Source organism: Pseudomonas sp. NFPP25 (genome assembly GCF_900116505.1).
Taxonomy (GTDB): Bacteria; Pseudomonadota; Gammaproteobacteria; order Pseudomonadales; family Pseudomonadaceae; genus Aquipseudomonas; species Aquipseudomonas protegens.
The window spans coordinates 23,106-44,700 of sequence record NZ_FPBG01000005.1; the positions used below are offsets into that span (position 1 = coordinate 23,106).

Here is a 21,595-nt window from a genome sequence, read left to right on the forward strand (position 1 = left end):
GCCAGCGAACTTAATCTCTGCGTACGGGGTTGAGTTGTGAGGTCGAGCCTAGTGCCTGTATTCGTCGAGGTCAATCCTTGTCCGACGAGAGAGGTATCACCAATGGCTGCTTGGCATATCAACTCCGCGGGAACCGTTTTGCCTCAGCAGGCTTCGAGGATCAAGGGCACTGATGGGCATTACTGTGAGCACTTATTGCACCGCTCTCAGGGTCCGGGCTGAGGATTCTGCAAGAACACCACGTAGCCCTTGAACCAGGGGCTGTCGCGCAGGGCCTGGGGTTCCTGCCATTCACCGCCCTGGATCAGGCCGACCTTGTAGGGCAGGCCCATGCGGTCCAGGCGCGGCAGGTAGCTGGCGTAGTCGGGGATGCTGCGGCGCCCCTGGTAGGTCTGCACCACCACTTCGTCCACCACGCCCTTGAGCTGGCCGATGGCTTGCGGGTCGGCGTTGCTGCCCCAGTCCATCAACCCGGTGATGCTCAGGCGGTAGTGCGCCGGCAGGCGCTGGCGCAGGTCGCGCAGGAAGTGGCCATAGCGCTCCAGGTCGTGGGTGCTGCTGTCGAAATCGATCTGGATGCCCACCACTTGGGTGCCCGTGGCTTGCCAACGCCGGACCTGGCCCAGCAACTGGTCATACAGCGGTTCGGGCCAGGCCAGGGTGTGGGCGCGGTACACCACCCACACCTGCTCCTGGCGCAGACGCGACACCGGCAGGCCCTGGGCGATGAGCTGGACGCCGCTGGCCGGATGGCGCCGCGAACGGCTGATCTGGCCCTGGAGGAGGTACAGGGTCCTGGCTTGGCCCAGCACCGGCTGGGTCTTGACCCCGCTCCACAGCCAGAAGGCGTCGTAGTCGGCGGCGTCCACTGCCGCGCTGGCCGGTGTTGCCCAGCACAGCCACAGCGGCAGCAGGCCATAGCCCAGGCGCTTGCCTACCAGTAGTAACGCAGCGACTGGGCCCACTGGGTATCCCCCAACTTGGTCTTCAACTGGCGGAACCAGGCCTTGCGCACGGCGGGCTCGACACCGGCACCGCCACAGTTGTTATGGCCCGAGGAGGCGTAGCAGTTGATGGCTCGGTACAGCGCGTAGGCGCGATCGTCACGGCTGGCCTTGGGGTTGTTGATTACCACCTGATAGCCGTCGAGCCGCGAGAACGGCTTGCCCGGGAACGTGTCCTGGGTACCGCCCAGGTTCTGGGCCGGTGGCGGGGTGTCCAGGGGCATGCGGTCGAAGCCGCTGAAACGCATGAACTCGCCGAGGCAGAGCAGCCCGGCGGGGGCTTTCGGGTCACGCTGCAGGAGGGCGGCCGTCTCCAACAGGCTTGGGCAGCGGTAGTCGGGTTTTTCTTCTTCGGGCTGTGGGCCATTCCAGTGGAAGTCCTGCAACGGCGGGGTATCGAGGTAGATGTAGCCCAGGCTGGCGGCAAGGCTAGCGTCGGGCAGGGTGGGCGGCAGTTGCTCGAAGTCTTTGCCGAAGGCCGCGTACTGGCCGCGGGTCAGGTCCTTGTACAGCAGGATAAAACGCGCGGCGTTGCGTTCCGCTGGCGACTCGGCCTTCTGCGCTTGCTGGCGCAGCAGTTGGGGAGAGGCCACCTGGCGCAGGAGAATGGCGCGCACCTGGGCAGTCTTGATCGGCGAGTCGTCGGCGAACACCTTGGCCAGTTGCCCGCTGCGCTCGTAGCTGTAGGCCAGGGCCAGTTCCAGCTGTTCGCGTTGCAGCGGTTGCTGGGCCAGGGGCAGCAATTGCAGCCACAGCGCCTCGGCGCCTTTCCAGTCTTGCTGGGCCTGCAGGGCCAGGCCACGCAGGGTCTGCTGGCTGAAGCTCAGGTAGTCCAGTTGCGCCGGCACTTGGCTGGGCAATTGTTTGAGCGCCGCCGCCGGTTGTTTTTCGACATACAGGCTGAAAGCGGCCTGGAGGTAGTCGAACAGCGCCGGCTGGCTGGCGAACTGGGCCTTCTGCTGTTGCAGGGCATCCCGGGTCAGGGGCGCCGATGGGGCGTCGCGCATGCGCATCAGGTCCTTGACCGCCAGCAGCAGCGGAGCCTTGAAGTGGTCTTCGGGCAGGCTCAGCAGTTTGTAGTCGACTTCTTCCACCAGGTCGTCCAGAGGCATGTTGCGCGGGGTGCCGGGAGCCTGGGTCAGTTGCCAGGCGTAGTCCTCGGCCAGGGCCTGGGTGTCGCCCGTCAGCCAGTGCACACGGCGGATCAGACCCTTGGCGGAAACGGCGTAGCGGCCCTGTGGATAAGTCTTCAGGTAGGCCTCGAAACCGGCGCCGGCCTGTTGCAGGACGGCTTTGTCCACATGCTCCAGATTGACCATGCTCCATTCATCGAAGGCGTTCTGCTGGGCCAGGTTGAGCAGGGTGCGCGGGCTCATGTAGGCCGCGGTTTCGGCCAGCCAGGGCTGGGGATTGCCCTTGAGCGCGGCAAAACCGTTGCCGGCTTCGTTGAAGCGGCCGCTGTAGAAGTCGGCGGCGGCCTGCAGGTAGCCGGCGAACGCCTTGGCCGCTGGCGAGTTCAGGTTGGCCGGCAGCAGCTTGCTCATTTCGCTGGCGTTCCAGTCGCAGCTGGCCAGCAGTTGCACCCGGGCCTCGGCCAGGGCCTGGCGTTCTTCGGGGCTCAGTGGCGCCTGGTCGAGCTGCTCGACAAAAGCCAGGGCACTGGCGTCCGAGTTGCTGCGGCAGCGGCTGCCTTCTCCGGAGAGAAAGCCGTTCCCGGCGGCTTCCTTGCTATCGCGACGCAGGCCTACGGCCTGCAGCAGGCTGTCGAGCTGCTCGGTGGCGGGCGAGGGGCCTGGCTTGGGTGGGTTGCCAGTGTCGGGATCGAGTTCGGGCTGCGCCGGGTGCAGGCGATAGTGCATGAAGGGCACAGGGCCGTAGCCCATGCCCAGCTCATCCTGGGTCAGGGCCCGGGGTGCCAGGGGCAGGCTGCCCTGGTCGGCCAGCAGCAGCCGCAGGTTGACCCGGCTGTCGTTGCCCGGGCTGAGAAAGGGCAGGTTGCTGCAACCGTCCAGGCGATTTGAGTAGAGCGACCAGCTCGGCGAGCAGATGTCATCCGAGCTGGCCTGCGCCTGGCCGGCGCACAGGGCGGTGAGGGTCAATGCCGAGAGCAGAAGCTTGCGCATGAATTGTCCTTAATTCAGAAAAGCCATGAGGGCAGGTTCCGAGTGTGGCGAAAATCATACAGAAGGCGCCGGCTGGCACCTACGTCGCTGGTTAGAAAATCCGCCGTTCTGTGACGCGCCTTTGCTGTCCTCCGGTCTATGTTCATCCATTGCCGGTGATGGCCGGGCCTGACCCCGTACCGCGGTACCCGAGGGCAATCGGCAGGCGTCGCACATGGCATTCGAGGAGCGGCTTTTTACCCTTGCGTCTGTGCTTTGCGGTTTTCCAGGCAAAGGACGATGCTGTCGGGGTTTGAGCGACCAGATCAGGCGAGTTTATGGGGAGCAAGGAATGGATTTTCGCAGAGCGCCGGAGTTGATCGGGCGTTTGCAAGAGCAGGCCGTCGTGCCTCGGGAGCAAGGTGTGCAGCGGCTGATGCGCTTGGCGCTTGAGTATTGGTTGCTGCCGGTGTTGCTATTGGCTGCGGCCGTTCGCTTTTATGACCTGACCGCCGCGGCCATCTGGGGCGACGAGGGTTCCAGCCTGGTGCTCAGCCAGTATTCGCTGAGCGAAATCTGGTTTCATGCGGCCCGCGACGTCCATCCGCCGCTGTATTTCATGCTCTTGCGTGGTTGGATTGAACTGTTCGGCGACGGGATTTTTTCCATTCGCACCTTCAGCGCGCTGCCAGGGATAGTTACCGTAGGGCTCGGCATGTGGCTGGTGGCGCTGCTGGCGACCCGTCGCGCGGCGATTCTCGCCGGTGTGCTGCTGGCCCTGCTGCCCACGGCCGTGCGCTACAGCCAGGAAGTGCGCATGTATGCGCTGCTGGGCCTGTTGCTGTTGGGAGCGACCCTGGCCCTGGTGTACTGGCTGCGCCAGCCTTCGCGTCCAGGCTATCTGGTGAGCTACGCGCTGCTGATGACCCTGGCCTTCTACACCCATTACTTCACGGCGTTTTGCGTGCTGGCGCACTGGCTGTACCTGGCCGTTTCGGGCGTGCGCGCCGAGGGCGGCGGGCGCTTGGTCACCCGCCCGGCCTGGTGGCTGGCGAATGCGGCGATCGTGCTGCTGTTCCTGCCCTGGGTTCCGGAGTTGCTGGACCTGCTGCGGCACATGGACGAGTTGAAGGCTAACGGCGATGTCGGCTGGGAGCCGGTGGTCACCTGGTCTTCGCTGCCGGCGATGGTCTGGCAATTGCTGATCCAGGACGAAGGCGACAACCTGCCAGGTGCGCTGTTCGTGGGCATGCCGCTGCTGTTGCTGGCGGTCTGTAGCGTCCTGGCCTGGCGTGATGGTGCACCTGCCAGGTTCGGCGGGCTGCTGGCGAGTTTCACCCTGCTGCCGTTGTTGTTGGTGTTTGCGGTGTCGTTCGCTTCGCCAGTGTTTATCGAACGCTACCTGACCGCGTATGCCTTGGGCTTGCCGATGATCATGGCGGTGCTCATCGATCGCTGGCTTAAGACTGCCCGGCTGGTGGCGCTGGCGTTGCTACTGGGGTTCGTGGGGCTGGAAGCGGTGGGGCTGAAAAACAACATCGATGTCGACGCCAACGACCAGATCAGCGTGATGGTCGACTACGTCAACCGGCACTACGTCGCGGGCGACCGCATCGTTATCAGCGACATGCTCTGGTACTTGAGCTACGTCTACTACAACCGCACCGATGCCCAGCCGATGCTCTATACGCCGCCGCTGCCGGGAGGCACCTCCAGCAGGCCGAACGCGTACGGCTTCGGCACCCTGATCGACCACCCGGATCAGGTCTACCTGGATCAGTTGAGCGCCTTGTCAGTGGGCAGCGGGCGGTATTGGCTGGTGGGGTCGGACGATCAGTCCGAGGAATTCGCGCCATTGCCCCAGGGGTGGCACAAAGTCGGTCAGTTCGCCGCGGGTGGTACTCGGGCCCGCTTGTTTGTCCTCTGTGGCTCGGCAGCCGGCGCTTCCTGTGCCGGGCAATGAACGCGCAGGGTGCCGTTCGGAAGTTCGAGGCCTTGTGTCTTGCAGCGCGACCTAGACTTGCATCAGGAGTCACAGTCCTGTCCCCGCTTGCGGGGCACCGAGGTGCATCATGCGTATGGCAAGAACCGTGCAGCGCAGCCTGGAACAAGCCGCTTGCGAGTTTGATCTGGTGACCCATCCACACTCCGCCAGCAGCCTGGAAACGGCGCGGGTGGCGGGGGTACCGGCGGAGCGAGTGGCCAAGTCGGTGATCCTCGACGATCACCACGGCCATTACCTGATGGCGGTGTTGCCGGCCAGTCGGCACCTGGACCTCGGCAAGGTGCGCGGCAGCGGTGAATGGCAGATCACCCGGGAAAGCACCCTGGCCCACCTGTTCAACGATTGCGAGCGCGGCGCGGTGCCGGCCCTGGGCGAGTCCTATGGGCTGGACGTGGTGATCGACCCGCTGCTGACCCGGCAGAAAGACATCTACCTGGAAGCCGGCAACCACCACAACCTGGTGCACATGAGCATGGCCCAGTACCTGAAGCTGGTGCCCCACGCCGAGGTTTGCGAAGTCTCGCACTGATCAGGAGCCCGACCATGGAAGCACCGACCCACAGCCTGCCGGCGTTGTTCAAGCAGTTGGGGCTGGCCGATGACCCGGTGAGTATCGAGCGTTTCATCGCCACACATTCGCCGCTCAAACCGGAGCTGCACCTGGCGGACGCGTTTTTCTGGAGCGAGAGCCAGGCCGACTTTCTGCGCACGGAAGTGCTCGATGATGCGGATTGGGCCGAGGTGGTGGATCAGTTGGATGTGTTGTTGAGGAAGGGGCGCGGGGGCTGATGAGCTGTAGTTGTTGATATGAAGTATTTAGACCAGAATCACGACCTGAATTGAGGTCATGATTATGCAGAGTATTCTGGCTGACAAAGCCGTCAGCGTATCTGAGTTGAAGAAAAACCCTTCTGCCGTCTTGAGTGGTGCCCAGGGCGGGCCAGTGGCGGTGTTGAATCACAATCGTGTCATGGGCTACATGGTTCCGGCCGAGGTTTTCGAAGCGTTGATGGAACGCCTGGATGATCTGGAGTTGGCCGAAATCATCCGCGAGCGCAGCCATGAGACGCCCGTTCCGGTCAGTCTGGATGACTTATAGCCTTGAGTTCCTGCCTTCGGCACACAAGGAATGGAACAAGTTGGGGCATACGCTTCGAGAGCAATTCAAGAAAAAGCTCGCCGAACGGCTTGAGGTGCCGCGAATCCCTGCTGATGCCCTGCATGGGCTTCCCGATTGCTACAAAATTAAACTCAAGGCTTCGGGCTACCGATTGGTTTATCAAGTGATCGAAGAGCGCGTCGTGGTTTGCGTGGTTGCGGTCGGCAAGCGCGAGCGTGGAACCGTTTACGAGCAGGCCAGGAAACGCTGAGGTTCGGTGGCAAGCAGTGCTGCTTCACTATCAAGCAATTGTTACAAAACTTGACTGGATTTATCCGTCAATGACATATTGATAGTTAGCAAACTAACAGTGTGCGAACAATCTTGTGTCCAGCTCCCTTGAATCACTCCACATGAATATCAGCAGTGGCATGGTGGTCGCGTCCCGGCATTGGCGGCGGATCTGCCAGACCACGCTGGTCAACTTCGGCATTTCCGAAGCCTGCGCGGTGCCGCTGTTGATGATCGGGCGCCTGGGCGAGGGCGTGCGCCAGGTCACGGTGGCCCAGGCCGCGGGGATGGAAAGCCCGTCCCTGGTGCGCCTGCTGGATCAACTGTGCAGCGCCGGCTACGTGTGCCGCAGCGAAGACCCCCACGACCGCCGGGCCAAATGCCTGAGCCTGACCGACACCGGTCGCGAGCTGGTGCAGGCGGTGGAAAGCGAGTTGGTGCGCCTGCGCCATGAAGTGCTGGAAGGCATTGGCAGCGCCGACCTGGAAGCGGCGTTGCGGGTGATCCGCGCGTTCGAGTCCGCCAGTCATGTACCGGTGCTGCCATCTTGAAAGGCTTCTTTACCGGCATGCCTCCCGCGCGGGACTGGTTCTATGGCGTACGTACCTTCGCCGCGTCGATGATCGCCCTGTACATCGCCATGCTGATGCAGATGCCCCGTCCGTATTGGGCGATGGCCACGGTGTACATCGTCTCCAGCCCCTACGTCGGCCCCACCAGTTCCAAGGCCCTGTACCGGGCGATCGGCACCTTTCTCGGGGCGGCGGCCGCGGTGCTGTTCGTGCCGATGTTCGTGCAGAGCCCCTACCTGCTGGTGGTGATCATCGCCCTGTGGACCGGGATCCTGCTGTTCCTGTCCATGCACCTGCGCACTGCCAACAACTACGCCCTGATGCTGGCCGGCTACACCTTGCCGCTGATCGCCCTGCCGGTGGTGGACAACCCCCTGGGGGTCTGGGACGTCGCCGAGGCGCGGACCGAGGAAATCTTCCTCGGCATCGTTTGCGCCGCGGTGATTGGTAGCATGTTCTGGCCCCGGCGGCTGGCCCCGGTGTTCGTCGATTCCGCCGCCAAGTGGTTCGCCGATGCTGCGCTCTACAGCCAGCGCTTCCTGGCCCGCAACGTCCAGCCCGAGGAAGTCAGTGGCCTGCGCGCGTCCATGGTGGGCACCTTCAACACCCTGGAACTGATGATCGGCCAGTTGCCCCACGAGGGCGCCCGGCCGCAGACCGTGCGCAACACCAAGGAGCTGCGCGGGCGGATGATCAACCTGCTGCCGGTGGTGGATGCCCTGGACGATGCCCTGTATGCCCTGGAACGGCGTACCCCGGAGCTGGTGGCGCAGTTCGCCCCCTTGCTGGCCAAGGCCGATGAATGGCTGCAAGGCACCGCCCGGGATGCTTCGGTGGAACGCTGGCAGGCCCTGCGCGATGAACTCGAAGCCTTGCAGCCAAGCCCCGAAGCCCTGGATGACCGGCGCCAGCTGCTGATGTCCAACGCTCTGTATCGCCTCGGCGAGTGGATCGACCTGTGGCAGGACTGCCGCAGCCTGCAGCACGCCATCCAGAGTGAAAGCCAGGCGCCCTGGCGCGCGGTCTACCGGCATTGGCGGCTGGGCCGGCTGACGCCGTTTCTCGATCGTGGGCTGATGCTGTACTCGGCGGGCTCGACGGTCCTGGCGATCATCGTCGCCTCGGTGCTGTGGATTCTCCTGGGCTGGACCGACGGCGGCAGCGCCGTGATCCTGGCGGCGGTGGCCTGCAGTTTCTTTGCTTCCATGGACGACCCGGCGCCGCAGATCTACCGGTTCTTTTTCTGGACCGCGATGTCGGTGCTGTTCGCCAGCCTCTACCTGTTCCTGATCCTGCCCAACCTGCACGACTTCCCGATGCTGGTGCTGGCCTTTGCCGTGCCGTTCATTTGCGTCGGCACCCTGACGGTGCAGCCGCGGTTCTACCTCGGCATGCTGCTGACCATCGTCAACACCTCGTCCTTCATCAGCATCCAGGGCGCCTACGACGCGGACTTCCTGAGTTTTGCCAACTCCAACCTGGCCGGCCCCATGGGCCTGCTGTTCGCCTTTGTCTGGACCCTGATCGCCCGGCCGTTCGGCTCCGAACTGGCGGCCAAGCGCCTGACCCGCTTCAGCTGGCGCGACATCGTCAGCCTCAGCGAACCGGCGACCCTGGCCGAACACCGGCACATGGGTGCACAGATGCTCGACCGCCTGATGCAGCACCTGCCGCGCCTGGCCATGACCGGGCAGGACACCGGCATAGCCCTGCGGGAGTTGCGCGTGGCCCTCAATATGCTGGACCTGCTGGCCTACGCACCGCGGGTGCAGGGCGTGGCCCAGAGCCTGCTGCGCCAGGTGGTGGCCGAGGTGGGCGAGTACTTCAAGGCTTGCCTCAAGGCCGGCGAACGCCTGCCGGCCCCCAGCGGGCTGCTGATGACCCTCGACCGTACCCGCCGCGCCCTCGGCAGCCAGGGCCTGCAAGGCGACCACGAAACCCGCCTGCACCTGCTGCACGCCCTCAGCGGCCTGCGCCTGGCGCTGTTGCCGGGGGTGGAATTCGTCGCCACCGGCGAGCTTGAAGAACCCCTTCCCCATGGCATCGATGGAGCGCCCCTATGATCGGTGATCTGGATATCAGCGGGGTGTTCCTGCCCACGCTGCTGGTGCTGATGGGCATCACTTATGGCTTGTACCTGCTGGTGCACGGGGTGCTGACGCGCTTGCACTTTTATCGTCTGGTCTGGCACCGGGCGCTGTTCAACGTGGGTCTCTACGCTCTGCTACTGGGCGCGGTGGACTCTCTCAGTCGATACCTGATGACATGAAAAAACCTTTATTGACCATTGGCCGTGTGGTCCTGACGTTACTGGTGGTGACCTTCGCGGTCGTGGTGGTCTGGCGCATGGTGATGTACTACATGTTCGCGCCCTGGACCCGGGACGGGCATATCCGCGCCGATATCGTGCAGATCGCTCCGGACGTGTCCGGGCTGATCCAGCAAGTGCAGGTGCGTGACAACCAACTGGTGCAGCGCGGCCAGGTGCTGTTCAGCATCGACCAGGACCGCTTCAAGCTGGCCCTGCGCCAGGCCAAGGCGGCCCTGGCCGACCGCCAGGAAACCCTGGCCCAGGCCCAGCGCGAGGCCAAGCGCAACCGTGGCCTGGGCAACCTGGTGCCGCGCGAGCAACTGGAAGAAAGCCAGTCCCGCGAGGCCCGTGCCCAGTCGGCCCTGGCCGAGGCCCAGGTGGCGGTGGACAGCGCCCAGCTCAACCTCGACCGCTCGGTGGTACGCAGCCCGGTGGACGGCTACGTCAACGACCGTGCACCGCGCACCCAGGAATTCGTCACCGCCGGGCGCCCGGTGCTATCGGTGGTGGACAGCAACTCCTTCCACATCGATGGCTATTTCGAAGAGACCAAGCTCGATGGCATCCATGTCGGCCAGGCCGTGGATATCCGTGTGATCGGCGACCGTGCGCGGCTGCGCGGGCATGTGGAAAGCATCGTCGCCGGGATCGAGGACCGTGACCGCAGCAGCGGCTCCAACCTGTTGCCCAACGTCAACCCGGCCTTCAGCTGGGTGCGCCTGGCGCAACGGATTCCGGTGCGCATCGCCTTCGACGATGTGCCGGCGGACTTTCGCATGATCGCCGGGCGCACCGCCACGGTGTCGATCCTCGACGACCAGGCCAAGCAGGAGCCCGGCCAATGAACAACGGCGCGCGTTTGGCCCTGGCCGGGCTCGGCCTGCTGCTCTCGGCCTGCCAGATGGTCGGGCCGGATTACCAGGTGCCCGGGGATGCTGCGGTGCAGCGCAAGGATTTGCAGGGCCAGTTGAGCGCCAAGGGCGCCAACGTGGTGTCGGCGCCGGTGCCTGCCGACTGGTGGCGGCTGTACCAGGACCCACGCCTGGACCAGCTGGTGCAGCAGGCCCTGGCTTCCAACACCGACCTGCGGGTGGCGGCGGCCAACCTGGCTCGGGCCCGCGCCCAGGTGGATGAAGCCCAGGCCGCCGGTGGCTGGAGCGGTGGGGTCAAGGCCGGGGTCGAGCGCCTGCAGGAATCCGGCGAAGCCTTCCTGCTGCCGGAAAAGGTGCCAGTGGCCAACGTCGGCAACCTGTCCATCAGCACCTCCTACCAGTTCGACCTGTTCGGCACCTTGCAGCGCGGCATCGAGGCGGCCCAGGCCAATGCCGACGCGACCCAGGCTGCGGCGGATACCGCGCGCATCACCCTGGTGGCGGACGTGGTGCGGGCCTACACCCAGGTTTGCGCGGCCAACGAAGAACGGGAAATCGCCGAGCACTCCCTGAGCCTGCAAGCCCAGAGCACCGAGCTGACCCAGCGCCTGCGCGATGCGGGGCGCGGCGACGAAACCCAGGTCACCCGTTCCCAGACCCAATTCAAATCCCTGCGTGCCGAACTGCCGCGCTATGAGGCGGCGCGCCAATCGGGCCTGTTCCGCCTGTCCATGCTGCTGGCCAAGCCGCTGGATCAATTGCCCGCCGGCACCGACAGTTGTGCCCAGTTGCCGCATATCACCCAGCTGTTGCCGGTGGGCGATGGCGCGGCGCTGCTCAAGCGCCGCCCCGATGTACGGCAGGCCGAGCGCCAGCTGGCCGCCGCCACCGCGCGCATCGGCGTGGCCACCGGGGCCCTGTATCCGGATATCAGCATCGGCGCGACGGTCGGCACCGTGGGCATCCTCGACAACCTCGGCAAGCCTTCCACCAATCGCTGGGGCTTCGGCCCGCTGATCAGCTGGACGGTGCCGGCCAATGGCGCCCGCGAGCGCATTCATGAAGCCGAGGCCGCCAGCCAGGGCGCCCTGGCGCATTTCGATGGGGTGGTGCTCAACGCCATCCGCGAAACCCAGACCGGCCTGGCCCAGTACAGCGCGCAACTGCAGCGCCGCGATGCCCTGGCGGATGCCGAGCAGTCGGCGCAACTGGCGGCGGACCAGACCCACCGCTTCTTCCAGGCCGGGCGCGCGTCCTTCCTCGCCGACCTGCAGGCCACCCGTACCTACACCGATATGCGCGCGCAACTGGCGGCGGCCAACACCCAGGTAGCCATGAGCCAGATCGATCTGTTCCTGGCCCTGGGCGGCGGTTGGGAAAGCGGACGAACGCAAGGCCCGGAGCACGCGAAACCCTGAGGCGGTTGCTATGCTTTGATCAGTTGGAAAAGTGCCTTGTGCAACGTGCCTTCCAACCGATCAAAGCATGTGATGGTCATGGGGATTCCAATAATGAAAAACCCTTATGCTCCGGGCTTCTGGTGCGCGCTCTGCGCCCTGGTGCTGCTGTCTGCCACCTACTTCTACGGCATCATGCTGGCCCATCAGATCGACAAGGCCCTGGTGTTCCTCGACAGTGCCAGCGCGTTGATCGCGGTGATGGCCATCGGTGTGGTGGCCTGGGCCTCCTTTCAGGGCCAGAAAATCAAGAAGAAACAGCTCGAACAGAGCAAGACCCTGGTGGTCATCTGGGACACCAAGGTGGCCTTGCGCCGGGTCGAAACCGTATTCGACCGCTACTTCTGGGGCAGTTACTGGCAACCGGGGCGGACCTTCGCCGAAGTCATGGGCGAACTCACCGGCACCCCGCTGGAAAAGAGCCTGGAGGCCCTGAAGAAGCAGTGCATGCTGCTGGACAAGCAAGCCGAGGACGGTCACCACTGGCTGAGCAATGCCCGGGAGCTGTCGGATGTCGCCACCGCCATGGCGCGGGAGCGCTACCAGCTGGATTTCTGCGACCCACGGGGCGAATCCCGGGGCAACAGCGCGGTGATCGACCGGGATTTCGAGGTCCTGGTGTACACCTGGAGCGCTCGGCTCAAGAGCTTCGATCATCAGCTCGATGCCTTGGAAATCGAATACTCCTAAAAGCCCCTTCCCCTGGCCCTGTAACAGCGGCGGCTGCCGGTTTGCGGCAGCCGCTGCCGTGGCCATCTCCCCGCGCTCCACGGTTTTTCACATTCAAAGATTGGGCTCGCCCTAGCCGCCAGTGGTAATCTGCGCCGGTTTTACGCGGAGTCGAGCCGCAACCCGTCATGGGTTCAGGGAAGACGACCACACCTTCAAACAACGGATATTGATCGGGTCAGACATGAATAAATCAGCAGGCGTACTGTTAGGAATCGTCGTCGCAGTAGGTGCCATCAGTGCCGGCGGTGCCTGGTACACCGGCACCAAGCTGGAAGGGGTCCTGCAGCAGCAGGTGATCGAAAGCAACAAGGAACTGCAAGCGGCGCTGATCGGCTATGACGCCACCGCCACTCTGGAGCTGGTGTCCCTGGAGCGTGGCGTGTTCAGCAGCAATGCCCGCTACCGCCTCAAGACCCAGGGCGAGGTGTTCAACGGTGGGCTGGAACTGATGATCGCCGACCATATCGAACACGGCCCGCTGCCTTTCTCGCGCTTGATCCGCCTCAAGTGGCTGCCAGTCATGGCGTCCAGTCATTACGAGCTGGAGAACAACGGGCAGACCGACAAGTGGTTTGCCGCCACCAAGGGTGCTGCACCGTTCAAGGGCGTGGTCAATGTCGGCTATGACCTGTCCGCGGAGGGCACCCTGGATTTCGCTCCGATGGAACTGGCCCTGGATGAGCTGAACAACCTCAAGTTCTCCGGCCTGAATGCCACTTTCAGCGTCGGCGACAATCGCCGCAAGGCCAAGGTCGATGGCTATATGGACAGCCTGAGCCTGTTCCTCAGCTCGCCGGACAAGGCCCCGCTCAAACTGGAAATCAACGGCCTGACCCTGGCCAGCAACCTGCAGAAAAGCAGCTTCGACTACTTCCTGGGCCAGAACACCCTGGAGCTCAGCGGCCTGAAGGCCACCTTCGGCGACAAGCAGTCGGTGCTGACCCTGAAGCACTTCGAGCAGAAGACCTTCAGCGAAGAAACCGGCAGCACAGTGGCGGGCCGTGCGGATTACCGAGTGGGCGAAATCGCCTTCGACGGCAAGACCGTGGGTTCGGCCGAGATGCTCTGGAGCATGAAGAGCCTCGACAGCCAGGGCATGCTCGATCTGGTCCAGGTCTACCAGAACGTGCTGCAGCCGTATCAGAAGGCCGCCACCGAGGCCTCTGCCGAGGGTGAACCGGCTCCGGAACTGCAAATGTCCGACGCCGAGCAGGTCAAGGTACGGGCTGCCGTGAACAAGGTCCTGGAAGCCAAGCCGCAGATCGCCCTGGAAAGCCTGGCATTCAAGACCGCCGGTGGTGAAAGCCGTTTCAGCCTGAGCCTGGATCTGGCCAAGCCGCAGAGCCTGGAGCTGCCGCCGGCTGAGCTGGGCAAGCAACTGGTCAGCCAGCTGGATGCCAAGCTGTCGCTGTCCAAGCCGATGGTGGCAGACATCGCCGCCCTGCAGGCCCAGGCCGAAGGCCAGACCGATGCCAAGCTGATCGCCGAGCAAAGCGCGGCCACTGCAGAAATGCTCAGTGCCATGGCCCTGTCCACCCAACTGGCCAAGCTGGAAGGCAATGACGTGGTGTCGGCCCTGCACTATGCCAATAACGAAGTGAACTTCAACGGCCAGAAAATGACCGTTGAGCAGTTCATCGGTTTGGTCATGAGCAAGCTGGGGGGCGTAGGCGCCCAGCAGTAAAGGTGCACGGGCCGCTTTGCGCGGCCCTTCTTGTGCAACCCCTGACGCCCGGCCTGTGCAGCCCACAGGTCGGGCGTTGTGCTGTCTGGAGCAAGGCGGTGAGGGCGGCTGCAGGCCCCGCAGAATCTGATTCTGAATAAATATGGCGCTGCAAATTCTGAACTAACCTTCGTGGAAGAATTCTCCCAGACGCTCTGTCGATCTTCTGATCGTCCGGGCTGGGGCGTAAGGGCGGGGCGCATAACTCCGGCTAGCCACGTAAGGATGCTGACGAAATGCAACGCACTGTTCATCCCGCTCGCCGCTACGGCCTTCGTCCGCTGTTTCGCCTGGCATTGTGCAGCCAACTGTTATGGCCGGGCCTGGCGTTCGCCGATGCGGCCTATGACCAGTTGATCATCCAGGCCCGGGCCGGCAGCTACGCCCCGGCGCTGAACCATTTGCGCCAAGTGCCGGCGGACCGGTTGAACAACGGGCTGGTCAGCGACCACCTGCAGATCGCCAGCTGGGCGGGCCTCGATGCCGAGGTGGTGAAGGTCTACGAGACCCAGGGCCGCAACCGGGTGCTGCCGGCGCAGGCGCTGGCCGCCACGGCCCGTGCCTATCGCAACCTCAAGCAGTGGGACAACGCCACCCAGGTCTATCGCCTGGCCCTGCAGCGCGACCCGCAGAACGCCGACCTGCAGCTGGGGCTGGCCCTGACCCAGGCCGATGCCGGCCAGCCGGCCGAAGCCGTGGCCCGGGCCAAGGCCCTGGTGGCGGCCAAGCCCGATGACCCGAACCGGCGCCTGGCCCTGGGCTACGCGCTGACCCGCGCCAACCAGCCTTATGACGCCCTGGCCGCATACGACCAGGCGTTTATCCGCGCTGGCGACAAGCCCGAAGTCATCCGCGAATACATCTACGCCCTGCAGCGGGCGCGCCTGCCGGAACCGGCCCTGCGCCTGGCCCGGCAGCACCCCGGGCTGATCGACCCGGTGATCCAGCGGCGCATCCAGGCCGACCTCGCCGCCGAACGGGTGCGCCTCTCGGAGCTGGCCAGCCGCAGTGAGAAAGAGCGCTTTGTGGTGGCCGACCGTGCCCTGGCCGACTACGACACCCTGTTCGCCGCCTGGGGCAAGGACCCTCAAGCCCAGGACGACCTGACCCGCTGGCGCATCGACCGCCTGGGCGCCCTCAAGTCCCGGGCGCGCACCGCAGAGGTGATCAGCGAATACGAGCAGCTCACCGCTGCCGGCGTGGCCATTCCCCCGTATGCCCTGCGCTGGGTGGCGGCTTCCTACCTCGACCAGCGCCAGCCGGAAATCGCCGCGGACCTGTATCGGCGTGTGTTTTCGGCACCGGACGGTAATGCCGACCACCGCCTGGAAGACACCACCGCGCTGTATTACGCGCTGCTGGAAAGTGAACGCCCGGAAGAGGCGCTGAAACTCGCCAATGACCTGGCCGACAGTGTGCCGCAGCGAATTCAGCTCACCGGGCAAACCGTGGGCGACCCCAATGACGACTGGGTCGATGCCCAACTGCTGGCGGCCCAGGCCGGTGCCGACGGCACGGCCGGGGCTGACCTGCCGGGCACCGAGCAGCGCCTGGAGACCCTGGCGGGGCAGGCCCCGGGCAACATCAGCGTGCGCCTGGCCCAGGCCGATCTGTACCGGGTGCGCGACTGGCCCCGGCTTTCGGAAAGCCTGCTCAAGGAAACCGAGAGCGTGGCCCCGCGCGATGTCAGCCTGGAAGTGTCCCAGGGCCATACGGCCCAGGACCTGCAGGAATGGCGGCAACTGGATGCGCTGACCGACGACGTGGTGGAGCGCTTTCCGGAGAGCCGCCAGGTGCAGCGCCTGGCCCGCGAGCGCGAAGTGCACGACATGGCCGAACTGCGGGTCATGACCTATGGCGGCAAGAGTTACGGCGGTGGCAGCAATGGTGCCGGCGCGGTATCCGGCAGCCGTGATTTTGGCATCGAAAGCCGGCTTTACACGCCGCCGATCGCCGAGGACTGGCGCCTGTTCGGCGGCATCGGCTATGCCATGGGGGACTTCCCGGAAGGGATCGGCAATCACCGCTGGCAGGTCCTGGGGGTGGAGCGGCGCACCCGCGACATGACCCTGGAAGCGGAAGTCTCCAACCATTCCTATGGCTATGGCGACAAGACCGGTGCCCGGGTGTCGCTGGCGCGGGACATCGACGATCACTGGCAATACGGCGGCAGCCTCGACTACCTCTCTGCCAACACCCCGCTGCGGGCCCTCAACAGCGATATCAGCGCCAACGGCGGCAGCGCCTTCCTGCGTTGGCGGGCCAATGAAAGCCGCGAGTGGAAACTGTCCCTCAGCCCGTCGCACTTCAGCGACGGCAACAATAGGTTCGAGGCTCTGCTCACGGGCCGCGAAGGGGTCTACCGCTCGCCGAAAGTGCAGGTCGACCTCGGCCTGGAAGTGGGCGCCAGCCACAACACCCTGGAAGACACCCCCTACTACAACCCCGAGGCGGACCTCAGCGTCCTGCCCACCGTCACCGTCAACCACGTGCTCTATCACCGCTATCAGACCTCCTGGAGCCAACAGTTCCAGGCCGGCGCCGGTACCTACAGCGAACGCGGCTACTCCACTGGAGCGGTGGGGCTGCTCAGCTACGGCCAGCGCTACAGCTGGAACGACGTGTTCGACATCGGCGGAGTCCTGAGCGTGATCAACCGGCCTTACGACGGCGATCGGGAAACCGACCTGCGCCTGGCTGTCGACCTTACCTATCGCTTCTAGAGAAGAGTGTGACGATGCGCCTGATCAACCGTTGCATCCTCCTGCTGGGAGCCCTGGTTCTCAGCGCCTGTTCCCAGCCCGCCGCCGACTTTCTCGCCCCGGCGCAACGGCCGTTGCCCAACACCGAGGCACCCTGGCCGAAGAACCACGTGCTGGGCATTGCCTACCACGACATCGAGGATCGCGACCCGGACCAACGGGTGGTGGCGGTGCGCACCGAGCGGATGATCGAGCAACTGGCCTGGTTGCGGGAAAACGGCTACCGGCCCGTGACCGTGGACCAGATCCTGGCGGCGCGCAACGGCGGCCCCGAACTGCCGGCCAAGGCCATCCTGCTGACCTTCGATGACGGCTATTCGAGCTTCTACACCCGGGTGCTGCCGGTGCTGCGCAGCTATCACTGGCCTGCGGTGCTGGCGCCGGTGGGCACCTGGATCGACACCCCGGCCGACCAGCCGGTGAACTTCGCCGGCGAGCTGCGGCCCCGCTCACAGTTCCTGACCTGGGCGCAGGTCCGGGAAATCTCCCGTTCCGGGCTGGTGGAAATCGCCGCCCATACCGACCACAGCCACCTGGGCATTCTTGCCAACCCTCAGGGCAACCTGCAGCCGGCGGCGGCGACCCGCCGTTTTGACGCCGCCTCCGGGCGCTATGAAAGCGAGGCGGATTTCCAGGCGCGGATGCGCCAGGACGTGACCGCCATCTCGAACAAGATCCTGGCCGTGGCCGGCTATCGCCCGCGGATCTGGGTCTGGCCCTACGGCACGGCCGACGGCTCCACCCTGCAAGTGGTGGACAGCCAGGGCTTCAAGCTGGCCCTGACCCTGGACGACGGCCTGGACACACTCGACAACCTGATGAGCAGCCCGCGTTTCCTGGTGGTGTCGGACCCGGACGGCATGCACTTCTCCAACAGCATTGTCGGCGCCGAGACCGCCGCGCCCATGCGCGTGGTGCACGTGGACCTGGACAACGTCTACGACCCGGACCCCAAGCAGCAGGAGGTCAACCTCGGCAAGCTGGTGCAGCGCATGGCCGACCTGGGGGCCAACACCGTATTCCTCCAGGCCTTCGCCGACCCCAAGGGCGACGGCCTGGTGCAGTCGCTGTATTTCCCCAACCGGCACCTGCCGATGCGCGCCGACCTGTTCGACCGGGTCGCCTGGCAGTTGCGCACCCGGGCCCACGTCAAGGTCTATGCCTGGATGCCGGTGCTCAGCTTCGCCCTGGACGCCCGGCTGCCCCGGGTCACGCGCTGGGATCCAGCCACCGGCCAGAGCACCATCGATCCTAAGCAGTACCAGCGGCTGTCGCCCTTCGACCCCAATGTGCGCCGGCAGATCGGCGACCTCTACGAGGACGTGGCGCGCATGACGTCGGTGGACGGCATTCTGTTCCACGACGACGCCGTGCTCTCGGATTTCGAAGACGCCAGCCCCGGGGCCTTGCGCGCCTATGCGGCCCAGGGTCTGCCGGGTTCCATGGCCGCCCTGCGCGACGATCCGGCCACCCTGCAGCGCTGGACCCGCTTCAAGAGCCGCTACCTGATCGACTTCACCCATGAGCTGGCCGCCAAGGTCCGGGCGATTCGCGGGCCGCAGGTGCAGACCGCGCGCAACCTGTTCGCCGAGCCGATCATCAACCCGCAGAGTGAAACCTGGTTCGCCCAGAACCTCGATGATTTCCTGGTCAGCTACGACTGGACCGCGCCCATGGCCATGCCGCTGATGGAAGGCCAGAGCCAGCGGCATTCCGGGCCCTGGCTCGAAGCCCTGGTGGACCAGGTGCGCGCCCGCCCCGGTGCCTTGCAGCGCACGGTGTTCGAGCTGCAGGCCCGGGACTGGGCCCGCAAGCCCGCCAGCGACCTCTCCGCCCAGCAACTGGCGGACTGGATGGGCCGCCTCAAGCGCCAGGGCGCGACCAATTTCGGCTACTACCCGGACAACTTCCTCGAGAACTCACCGGACCTGAAGACTCTGCGGCCCGCGCTCTCCAACAAATGGAGCCCTTGAATCATGGTGGATCGTATCTTTGCGCTGGTGGTCCTGGCGCTCGTTCTCGGCGTGCCCCTGGGGCTGATCTTCGTGCTGACCGGCGAATTCCTCATGGACTTCGTCTTCTACTACCCCTTGTTCATGTCGGCGCTGTGGATCGCCGGCGGCCTGTATTACTGGATGCACTGGGAGCGCCACTGGCCGTGGAGCGACGACACCCTGCCGCCGCCCCTGGCCGGTGAGCCGCTGATCAGCATCCTCATTCCTTGCTACAACGAAGGCGACAACGTCGCCGACACCATTCATGCGGCCCTGGCCCAGCAGTACCCGAACATCGAAGTGATCGCCATCAACGATGGCTCCAAGGACAACACCGCCGAGGTGCTGGACCGCCTTGCCGCCCAGGACCCGCGCCTGCGGGTGTTGCACCTGGCGCAGAACCAGGGCAAGGCCGTGGCCCTGCGCATGGGCGCGGTGGCGGCACACAGCGAATACCTGGTGTGCATCGACGGCGATGCGCTGCTGGCGCCCAACACGGCGGCCTACCTGGTGGCGCCGATGCTGGACAACCCGCGCCTGGGCGCCGTGACCGGCAACCCGCGGATCCGCACCCGTTCGACCCTGGTGGGTCGGGTCCAGGTGGGCGAGTTCTCCTCGATCATCGGCCTGATCAAGCGCACCCAGCGGGTGTTCGGCAAAGTATTCACCGTCTCCGGGGTGATCGTCGCCTTCCGTCGCACCGCCCTGCACCGGGTGGGCTACTGGAGCCCGGACATGATCACCGAAGACATCGACATCAGCTGGAAGCTCCAACTGGACCACTGGTACGTGTTCTTCGAGCCGCGGGCGCTGTGCTGGATCCTCATGCCGGAGACCCTGCGCGGCCTGTGGAAGCAACGCCTGCGCTGGGCCCAGGGCGGCGCCGAGGTGCTGTTCAAGAACATCCGCGGGATCTGGGAGTGGCGCCACCGCTACCTCTGGACCCTGCTGTTCGACTACTGCCTGTCCACCGGCTGGGCCTTCACCTTCCTGCTGTCGGTGATCTTCTGGGCCCTGGGCAAGTTCATCGTCATGCCCGAGGCCATCGCGGTGCACACCATCGTCCCGCCGGCCTTCACCGGGCTGGTGCTGGCGATGGTCTGCCTGACCCAGTTCGCGGTGAGTATCCTGATCGACCGCCGTTATGAAAAAGACCTGTGGAAAACCATGTTCTGGGTGGTCTGGTACCCGCTGGTGTTCTGGTTCATCAGCCTGTTCACCACTCTGGTGAGCTTTCCCCGGGTGCTGTTTGGCGAACACCAGAAACGCGCGCGCTGGGTCAGCCCGGACCGCGGCATCAAACCCATCGATGACGAAGAGGAGGTGCGCTGATGAAAATCATCCGAACCCGCCAGCGTCCGTTCATGGTGATCGTCGACGTTGTCCTCACCGTACTGGCCTGGGTAGGCCTGCTGTACTTGCTGGTTCGAGGGCTCATTCCGCTGCTGGACAGCCATGAAGGGCCGCGGATCGAAGCGGGCATGCTCGATGCCCTGACCACCCTGCAGTTCTATGCCTGGGTGGCGGTACTCAATGCGGTGCTGCTGATTTCCTGGGCCCGCTACCGCCAGCGTCGCAACAAGAGCTACCCGCCCCGGCTGCCGGCACCCGTGGTGGACGACAAGCGCCTGAGCGAAACCTTCAAGCTCAACGACGCGACCTTCGCCCAGATGCGCCAGCCCGGCACCATGATCGTGCACAACGACGAGGAAGGCGGTATCAGCCACGTCACCACGCAGTTCTATCGCATTCTTCCCGAAGACCAGCAGCACCCGCCGCTAAGGGTGGAACCGCCACCGCGGGTGATCCATCTGCGTTCGGAAGGGGATGAAGGCAAGAAGACAGGAGAAGATTGATTGCCCAGGGAGGATGAGCCCTGGGGGGTACGGCTCTTCTGAATTTGCAGAGGGAATTGTCTGATTCTATTTTCAGTAAATAAATCAATGCGTTATTGGTTTATTTGGGGTTCTGCATGGGTTTGTCGCTACGGATGTGGTTGTGGGTGAGTTGTTCTTTAATCGTAGCGAGAGAGTGAGAAGCAGGGTTCTTGCGTACGGGCGTTGGCTCTTCTAAGTGTGCAATCTCAAACTTTTTCTAAAACTTTTTAAAACTCTATAGCCTTGATTTAAAAGGCTTTCAGATGATTTTTCCTTTAAATATTTCAAAATTTAAAATGGGCGGCTCCATAATGGAATTGCATGTTTTTTATCTCGTAAAGTTGCTTGAAAGTTCGATTTGATTGTTATTGGCGATTTTGCGGCAGTCATTTGACGATGCAGTAATAGCTTATTAGCGTCACGCCCTTCGTAGCTCTTGTCGTCACGCTTTCGAAGGATCGGATATGTCTCTCTCCACGCTCGGGATGAGGTTGTGCTGTGCCTTGTCCTGCCTGCTGCTGTTTAGCGCGCTGCATAGCGCCGCTGTCGCGCCGATGCCTGGTACCACCTTCAACCTGGGCGCCCAGTCCTTCATCCGCGGCTACAAAGACCCGAGCCTGAACGGCGACAGCGGCTACTGCTGGCGCAACCACCTGCGCTGGACTCGCCCGATGGGCAACCACCTTGTCACCGGCGTGAGCTTTGCCCATTCCCTCGAACGTCTCGAAGCCTTGAGTGAACGGGAAACCCCGACCCATTTCCGCCTGGATTTCTATCTCTGATTGCACTGATTC

The 21,595-nt window shown here is 64.3% G+C and carries 18 protein-coding genes and 1 pseudogene; 17 read left to right on the forward strand and 2 right to left on the reverse strand.

Going from position 1 to position 21,595, the window contains the following annotated elements:
* Positions 1-206: 206 nt before the first annotated feature.
* Entirely contained in the window at positions 207-965 is a 759-nt protein-coding gene (locus BM382_RS20095; RefSeq protein WP_072443710.1) for a DUF3142 domain-containing protein, read from the reverse strand.
* The gene (locus tag BM382_RS20100) at positions 935-3,127 is read right to left on the reverse strand and encodes a PA5441 family protein (RefSeq protein WP_019093515.1); all 2,193 of its coding nucleotides are present in this window, start codon (positions 3,125-3,127) and stop codon (positions 935-937) included. The genes BM382_RS20095 and BM382_RS20100 overlap by 31 nt, the downstream gene beginning before the upstream one ends.
* Before the next feature lie 331 nt (positions 3,128-3,458).
* Here BM382_RS20100 and BM382_RS20105 point away from each other — a divergent pair, with 331 nt between their 5' ends.
* The 17 genes and pseudogenes from BM382_RS20105 to BM382_RS20185 all read left to right on the forward strand — a co-directional run.
* The gene (locus tag BM382_RS20105; RefSeq protein ID WP_011058531.1) at positions 3,459-5,069 is read left to right on the forward strand and encodes a glycosyltransferase family 39 protein; all 1,611 of its coding nucleotides are present in this window, start codon (positions 3,459-3,461) and stop codon (positions 5,067-5,069) included.
* A 109-nt stretch (positions 5,070-5,178) separates the two neighbouring features.
* Positions 5,179-5,640, forward strand: a complete 462-nt coding sequence (locus tag BM382_RS20110; RefSeq protein WP_019093517.1) for an aminoacyl-tRNA deacylase — start codon at positions 5,179-5,181, stop codon at positions 5,638-5,640.
* A gap of 14 nt (positions 5,641-5,654) precedes the next feature.
* Complete coding sequence (locus BM382_RS20115; protein ID WP_011058533.1) at positions 5,655-5,900, forward strand: DUF2789 domain-containing protein; 246 nt, start codon at positions 5,655-5,657, stop codon at positions 5,898-5,900.
* Positions 5,901-5,964: 64 nt separating this feature from the next.
* Entirely contained in the window at positions 5,965-6,210 is a 246-nt protein-coding gene (locus tag BM382_RS20120) for a type II toxin-antitoxin system Phd/YefM family antitoxin (RefSeq protein WP_011058534.1), read from the forward strand.
* On the forward strand, positions 6,200-6,481 hold the full coding sequence (locus BM382_RS20125; RefSeq protein ID WP_011058535.1) for a type II toxin-antitoxin system RelE family toxin: 282 nt from the start codon (positions 6,200-6,202) through the stop codon (positions 6,479-6,481). Before BM382_RS20120 ends, BM382_RS20125 begins: the two co-directional genes overlap by 11 nt.
* A 142-nt stretch (positions 6,482-6,623) precedes the next feature.
* A complete protein-coding gene (locus BM382_RS20130) occupies positions 6,624-7,052 on the forward strand; it encodes a MarR family winged helix-turn-helix transcriptional regulator (protein WP_011058536.1) in 429 nt (142 codons plus the stop codon).
* Entirely contained in the window at positions 7,049-9,136 is a 2,088-nt protein-coding gene (locus BM382_RS20135) for an FUSC family protein (protein WP_011058537.1), read from the forward strand. Before BM382_RS20130 ends, BM382_RS20135 begins: the two co-directional genes overlap by 4 nt.
* Positions 9,133-9,342 (forward strand): DUF1656 domain-containing protein, encoded by a 210-nt coding sequence (locus BM382_RS20140; RefSeq protein ID WP_011058538.1) that lies wholly within the window; start codon positions 9,133-9,135, stop codon positions 9,340-9,342. The genes BM382_RS20135 and BM382_RS20140 overlap by 4 nt, the downstream gene beginning before the upstream one ends.
* Positions 9,339-10,229, forward strand: a complete 891-nt coding sequence (locus BM382_RS20145; RefSeq protein ID WP_011058539.1) for an efflux RND transporter periplasmic adaptor subunit — start codon at positions 9,339-9,341, stop codon at positions 10,227-10,229. Before BM382_RS20140 ends, BM382_RS20145 begins: the two co-directional genes overlap by 4 nt.
* The gene (locus BM382_RS20150) at positions 10,226-11,674 is read left to right on the forward strand and encodes an efflux transporter outer membrane subunit (protein WP_011058540.1); all 1,449 of its coding nucleotides are present in this window, start codon (positions 10,226-10,228) and stop codon (positions 11,672-11,674) included. The genes BM382_RS20145 and BM382_RS20150 overlap by 4 nt, the downstream gene beginning before the upstream one ends.
* Positions 11,675-11,767: 93 nt before the next feature.
* Complete coding sequence (locus BM382_RS20155) at positions 11,768-12,403, forward strand: hypothetical protein (RefSeq protein WP_015633693.1); 636 nt, start codon at positions 11,768-11,770, stop codon at positions 12,401-12,403.
* 223 nt (positions 12,404-12,626) lie between these two features.
* Positions 12,627-14,129 carry a YdgA family protein gene (locus tag BM382_RS20160; protein WP_072443712.1) on the forward strand — a complete coding sequence of 501 codons (1,503 nt, stop codon included), beginning with the start codon at positions 12,627-12,629 and terminating at the stop codon, positions 14,127-14,129.
* 275 nt (positions 14,130-14,404) lie between these two features.
* On the forward strand, positions 14,405-16,891 hold the full coding sequence (gene pgaA / locus BM382_RS20165; protein ID WP_072443714.1) for a poly-beta-1,6 N-acetyl-D-glucosamine export porin PgaA: 2,487 nt from the start codon (positions 14,405-14,407) through the stop codon (positions 16,889-16,891).
* Between the two features lie 14 nt (positions 16,892-16,905).
* The gene (gene pgaB, locus BM382_RS20170; protein ID WP_019095705.1) at positions 16,906-18,903 is read left to right on the forward strand and encodes a poly-beta-1,6-N-acetyl-D-glucosamine N-deacetylase PgaB; all 1,998 of its coding nucleotides are present in this window, start codon (positions 16,906-16,908) and stop codon (positions 18,901-18,903) included.
* Positions 18,904-18,906: 3 nt separating this feature from the next.
* A complete protein-coding gene (gene pgaC, locus BM382_RS20175) occupies positions 18,907-20,256 on the forward strand; it encodes a poly-beta-1,6-N-acetyl-D-glucosamine synthase (protein ID WP_019093523.1) in 1,350 nt (449 codons plus the stop codon).
* Positions 20,256-20,780 carry a poly-beta-1,6-N-acetyl-D-glucosamine biosynthesis protein PgaD gene (pgaD, locus tag BM382_RS20180; RefSeq protein ID WP_011058546.1) on the forward strand — a complete coding sequence of 175 codons (525 nt, stop codon included), beginning with the start codon at positions 20,256-20,258 and terminating at the stop codon, positions 20,778-20,780. The genes pgaC and pgaD overlap by 1 nt, the downstream gene beginning before the upstream one ends.
* A gap of 587 nt (positions 20,781-21,367) precedes the next feature.
* Positions 21,368-21,583: pseudogene (locus BM382_RS20185) on the forward strand (ShlB/FhaC/HecB family hemolysin secretion/activation protein); the annotation flags it as partial.
* Positions 21,584-21,595: the final 12 nt, after the last annotated feature.

Coding starts and splice junctions, on each gene's coding strand:
- BM382_RS20100 (WP_019093515.1), bottom strand. CDS start 3,127: ATGCGCAAGCTTCTGCTCTCGGCATTGACCCTCACCGCCCTGTGCGCC.
- BM382_RS20155 (WP_015633693.1), top strand. CDS start 11,768: ATGAAAAACCCTTATGCTCCGGGCTTCTGGTGCGCGCTCTGCGCCCTG.
- BM382_RS20130 (WP_011058536.1), top strand. CDS start 6,624: ATGAATATCAGCAGTGGCATGGTGGTCGCGTCCCGGCATTGGCGGCGG.
- BM382_RS20145 (WP_011058539.1), top strand. CDS start 9,339: ATGAAAAAACCTTTATTGACCATTGGCCGTGTGGTCCTGACGTTACTG.
- BM382_RS20125 (WP_011058535.1), top strand. CDS start 6,200: ATGACTTATAGCCTTGAGTTCCTGCCTTCGGCACACAAGGAATGGAAC.
- BM382_RS20115 (WP_011058533.1), top strand. CDS start 5,655: ATGGAAGCACCGACCCACAGCCTGCCGGCGTTGTTCAAGCAGTTGGGG.
- BM382_RS20105 (WP_011058531.1), top strand. CDS start 3,459: ATGGATTTTCGCAGAGCGCCGGAGTTGATCGGGCGTTTGCAAGAGCAG.
- BM382_RS20110 (WP_019093517.1), top strand. CDS start 5,179: ATGCGTATGGCAAGAACCGTGCAGCGCAGCCTGGAACAAGCCGCTTGC.
- pgaB (WP_019095705.1), top strand. CDS start 16,906: ATGCGCCTGATCAACCGTTGCATCCTCCTGCTGGGAGCCCTGGTTCTC.
- pgaA (WP_072443714.1), top strand. CDS start 14,405: ATGCAACGCACTGTTCATCCCGCTCGCCGCTACGGCCTTCGTCCGCTG.
- pgaC (WP_019093523.1), top strand. CDS start 18,907: ATGGTGGATCGTATCTTTGCGCTGGTGGTCCTGGCGCTCGTTCTCGGC.
- BM382_RS20120 (WP_011058534.1), top strand. CDS start 5,965: ATGCAGAGTATTCTGGCTGACAAAGCCGTCAGCGTATCTGAGTTGAAG.
- BM382_RS20160 (WP_072443712.1), top strand. CDS start 12,627: ATGAATAAATCAGCAGGCGTACTGTTAGGAATCGTCGTCGCAGTAGGT.
- BM382_RS20140 (WP_011058538.1), top strand. CDS start 9,133: ATGATCGGTGATCTGGATATCAGCGGGGTGTTCCTGCCCACGCTGCTG.
- pgaD (WP_011058546.1), top strand. CDS start 20,256: ATGAAAATCATCCGAACCCGCCAGCGTCCGTTCATGGTGATCGTCGAC.
- BM382_RS20150 (WP_011058540.1), top strand. CDS start 10,226: ATGAACAACGGCGCGCGTTTGGCCCTGGCCGGGCTCGGCCTGCTGCTC.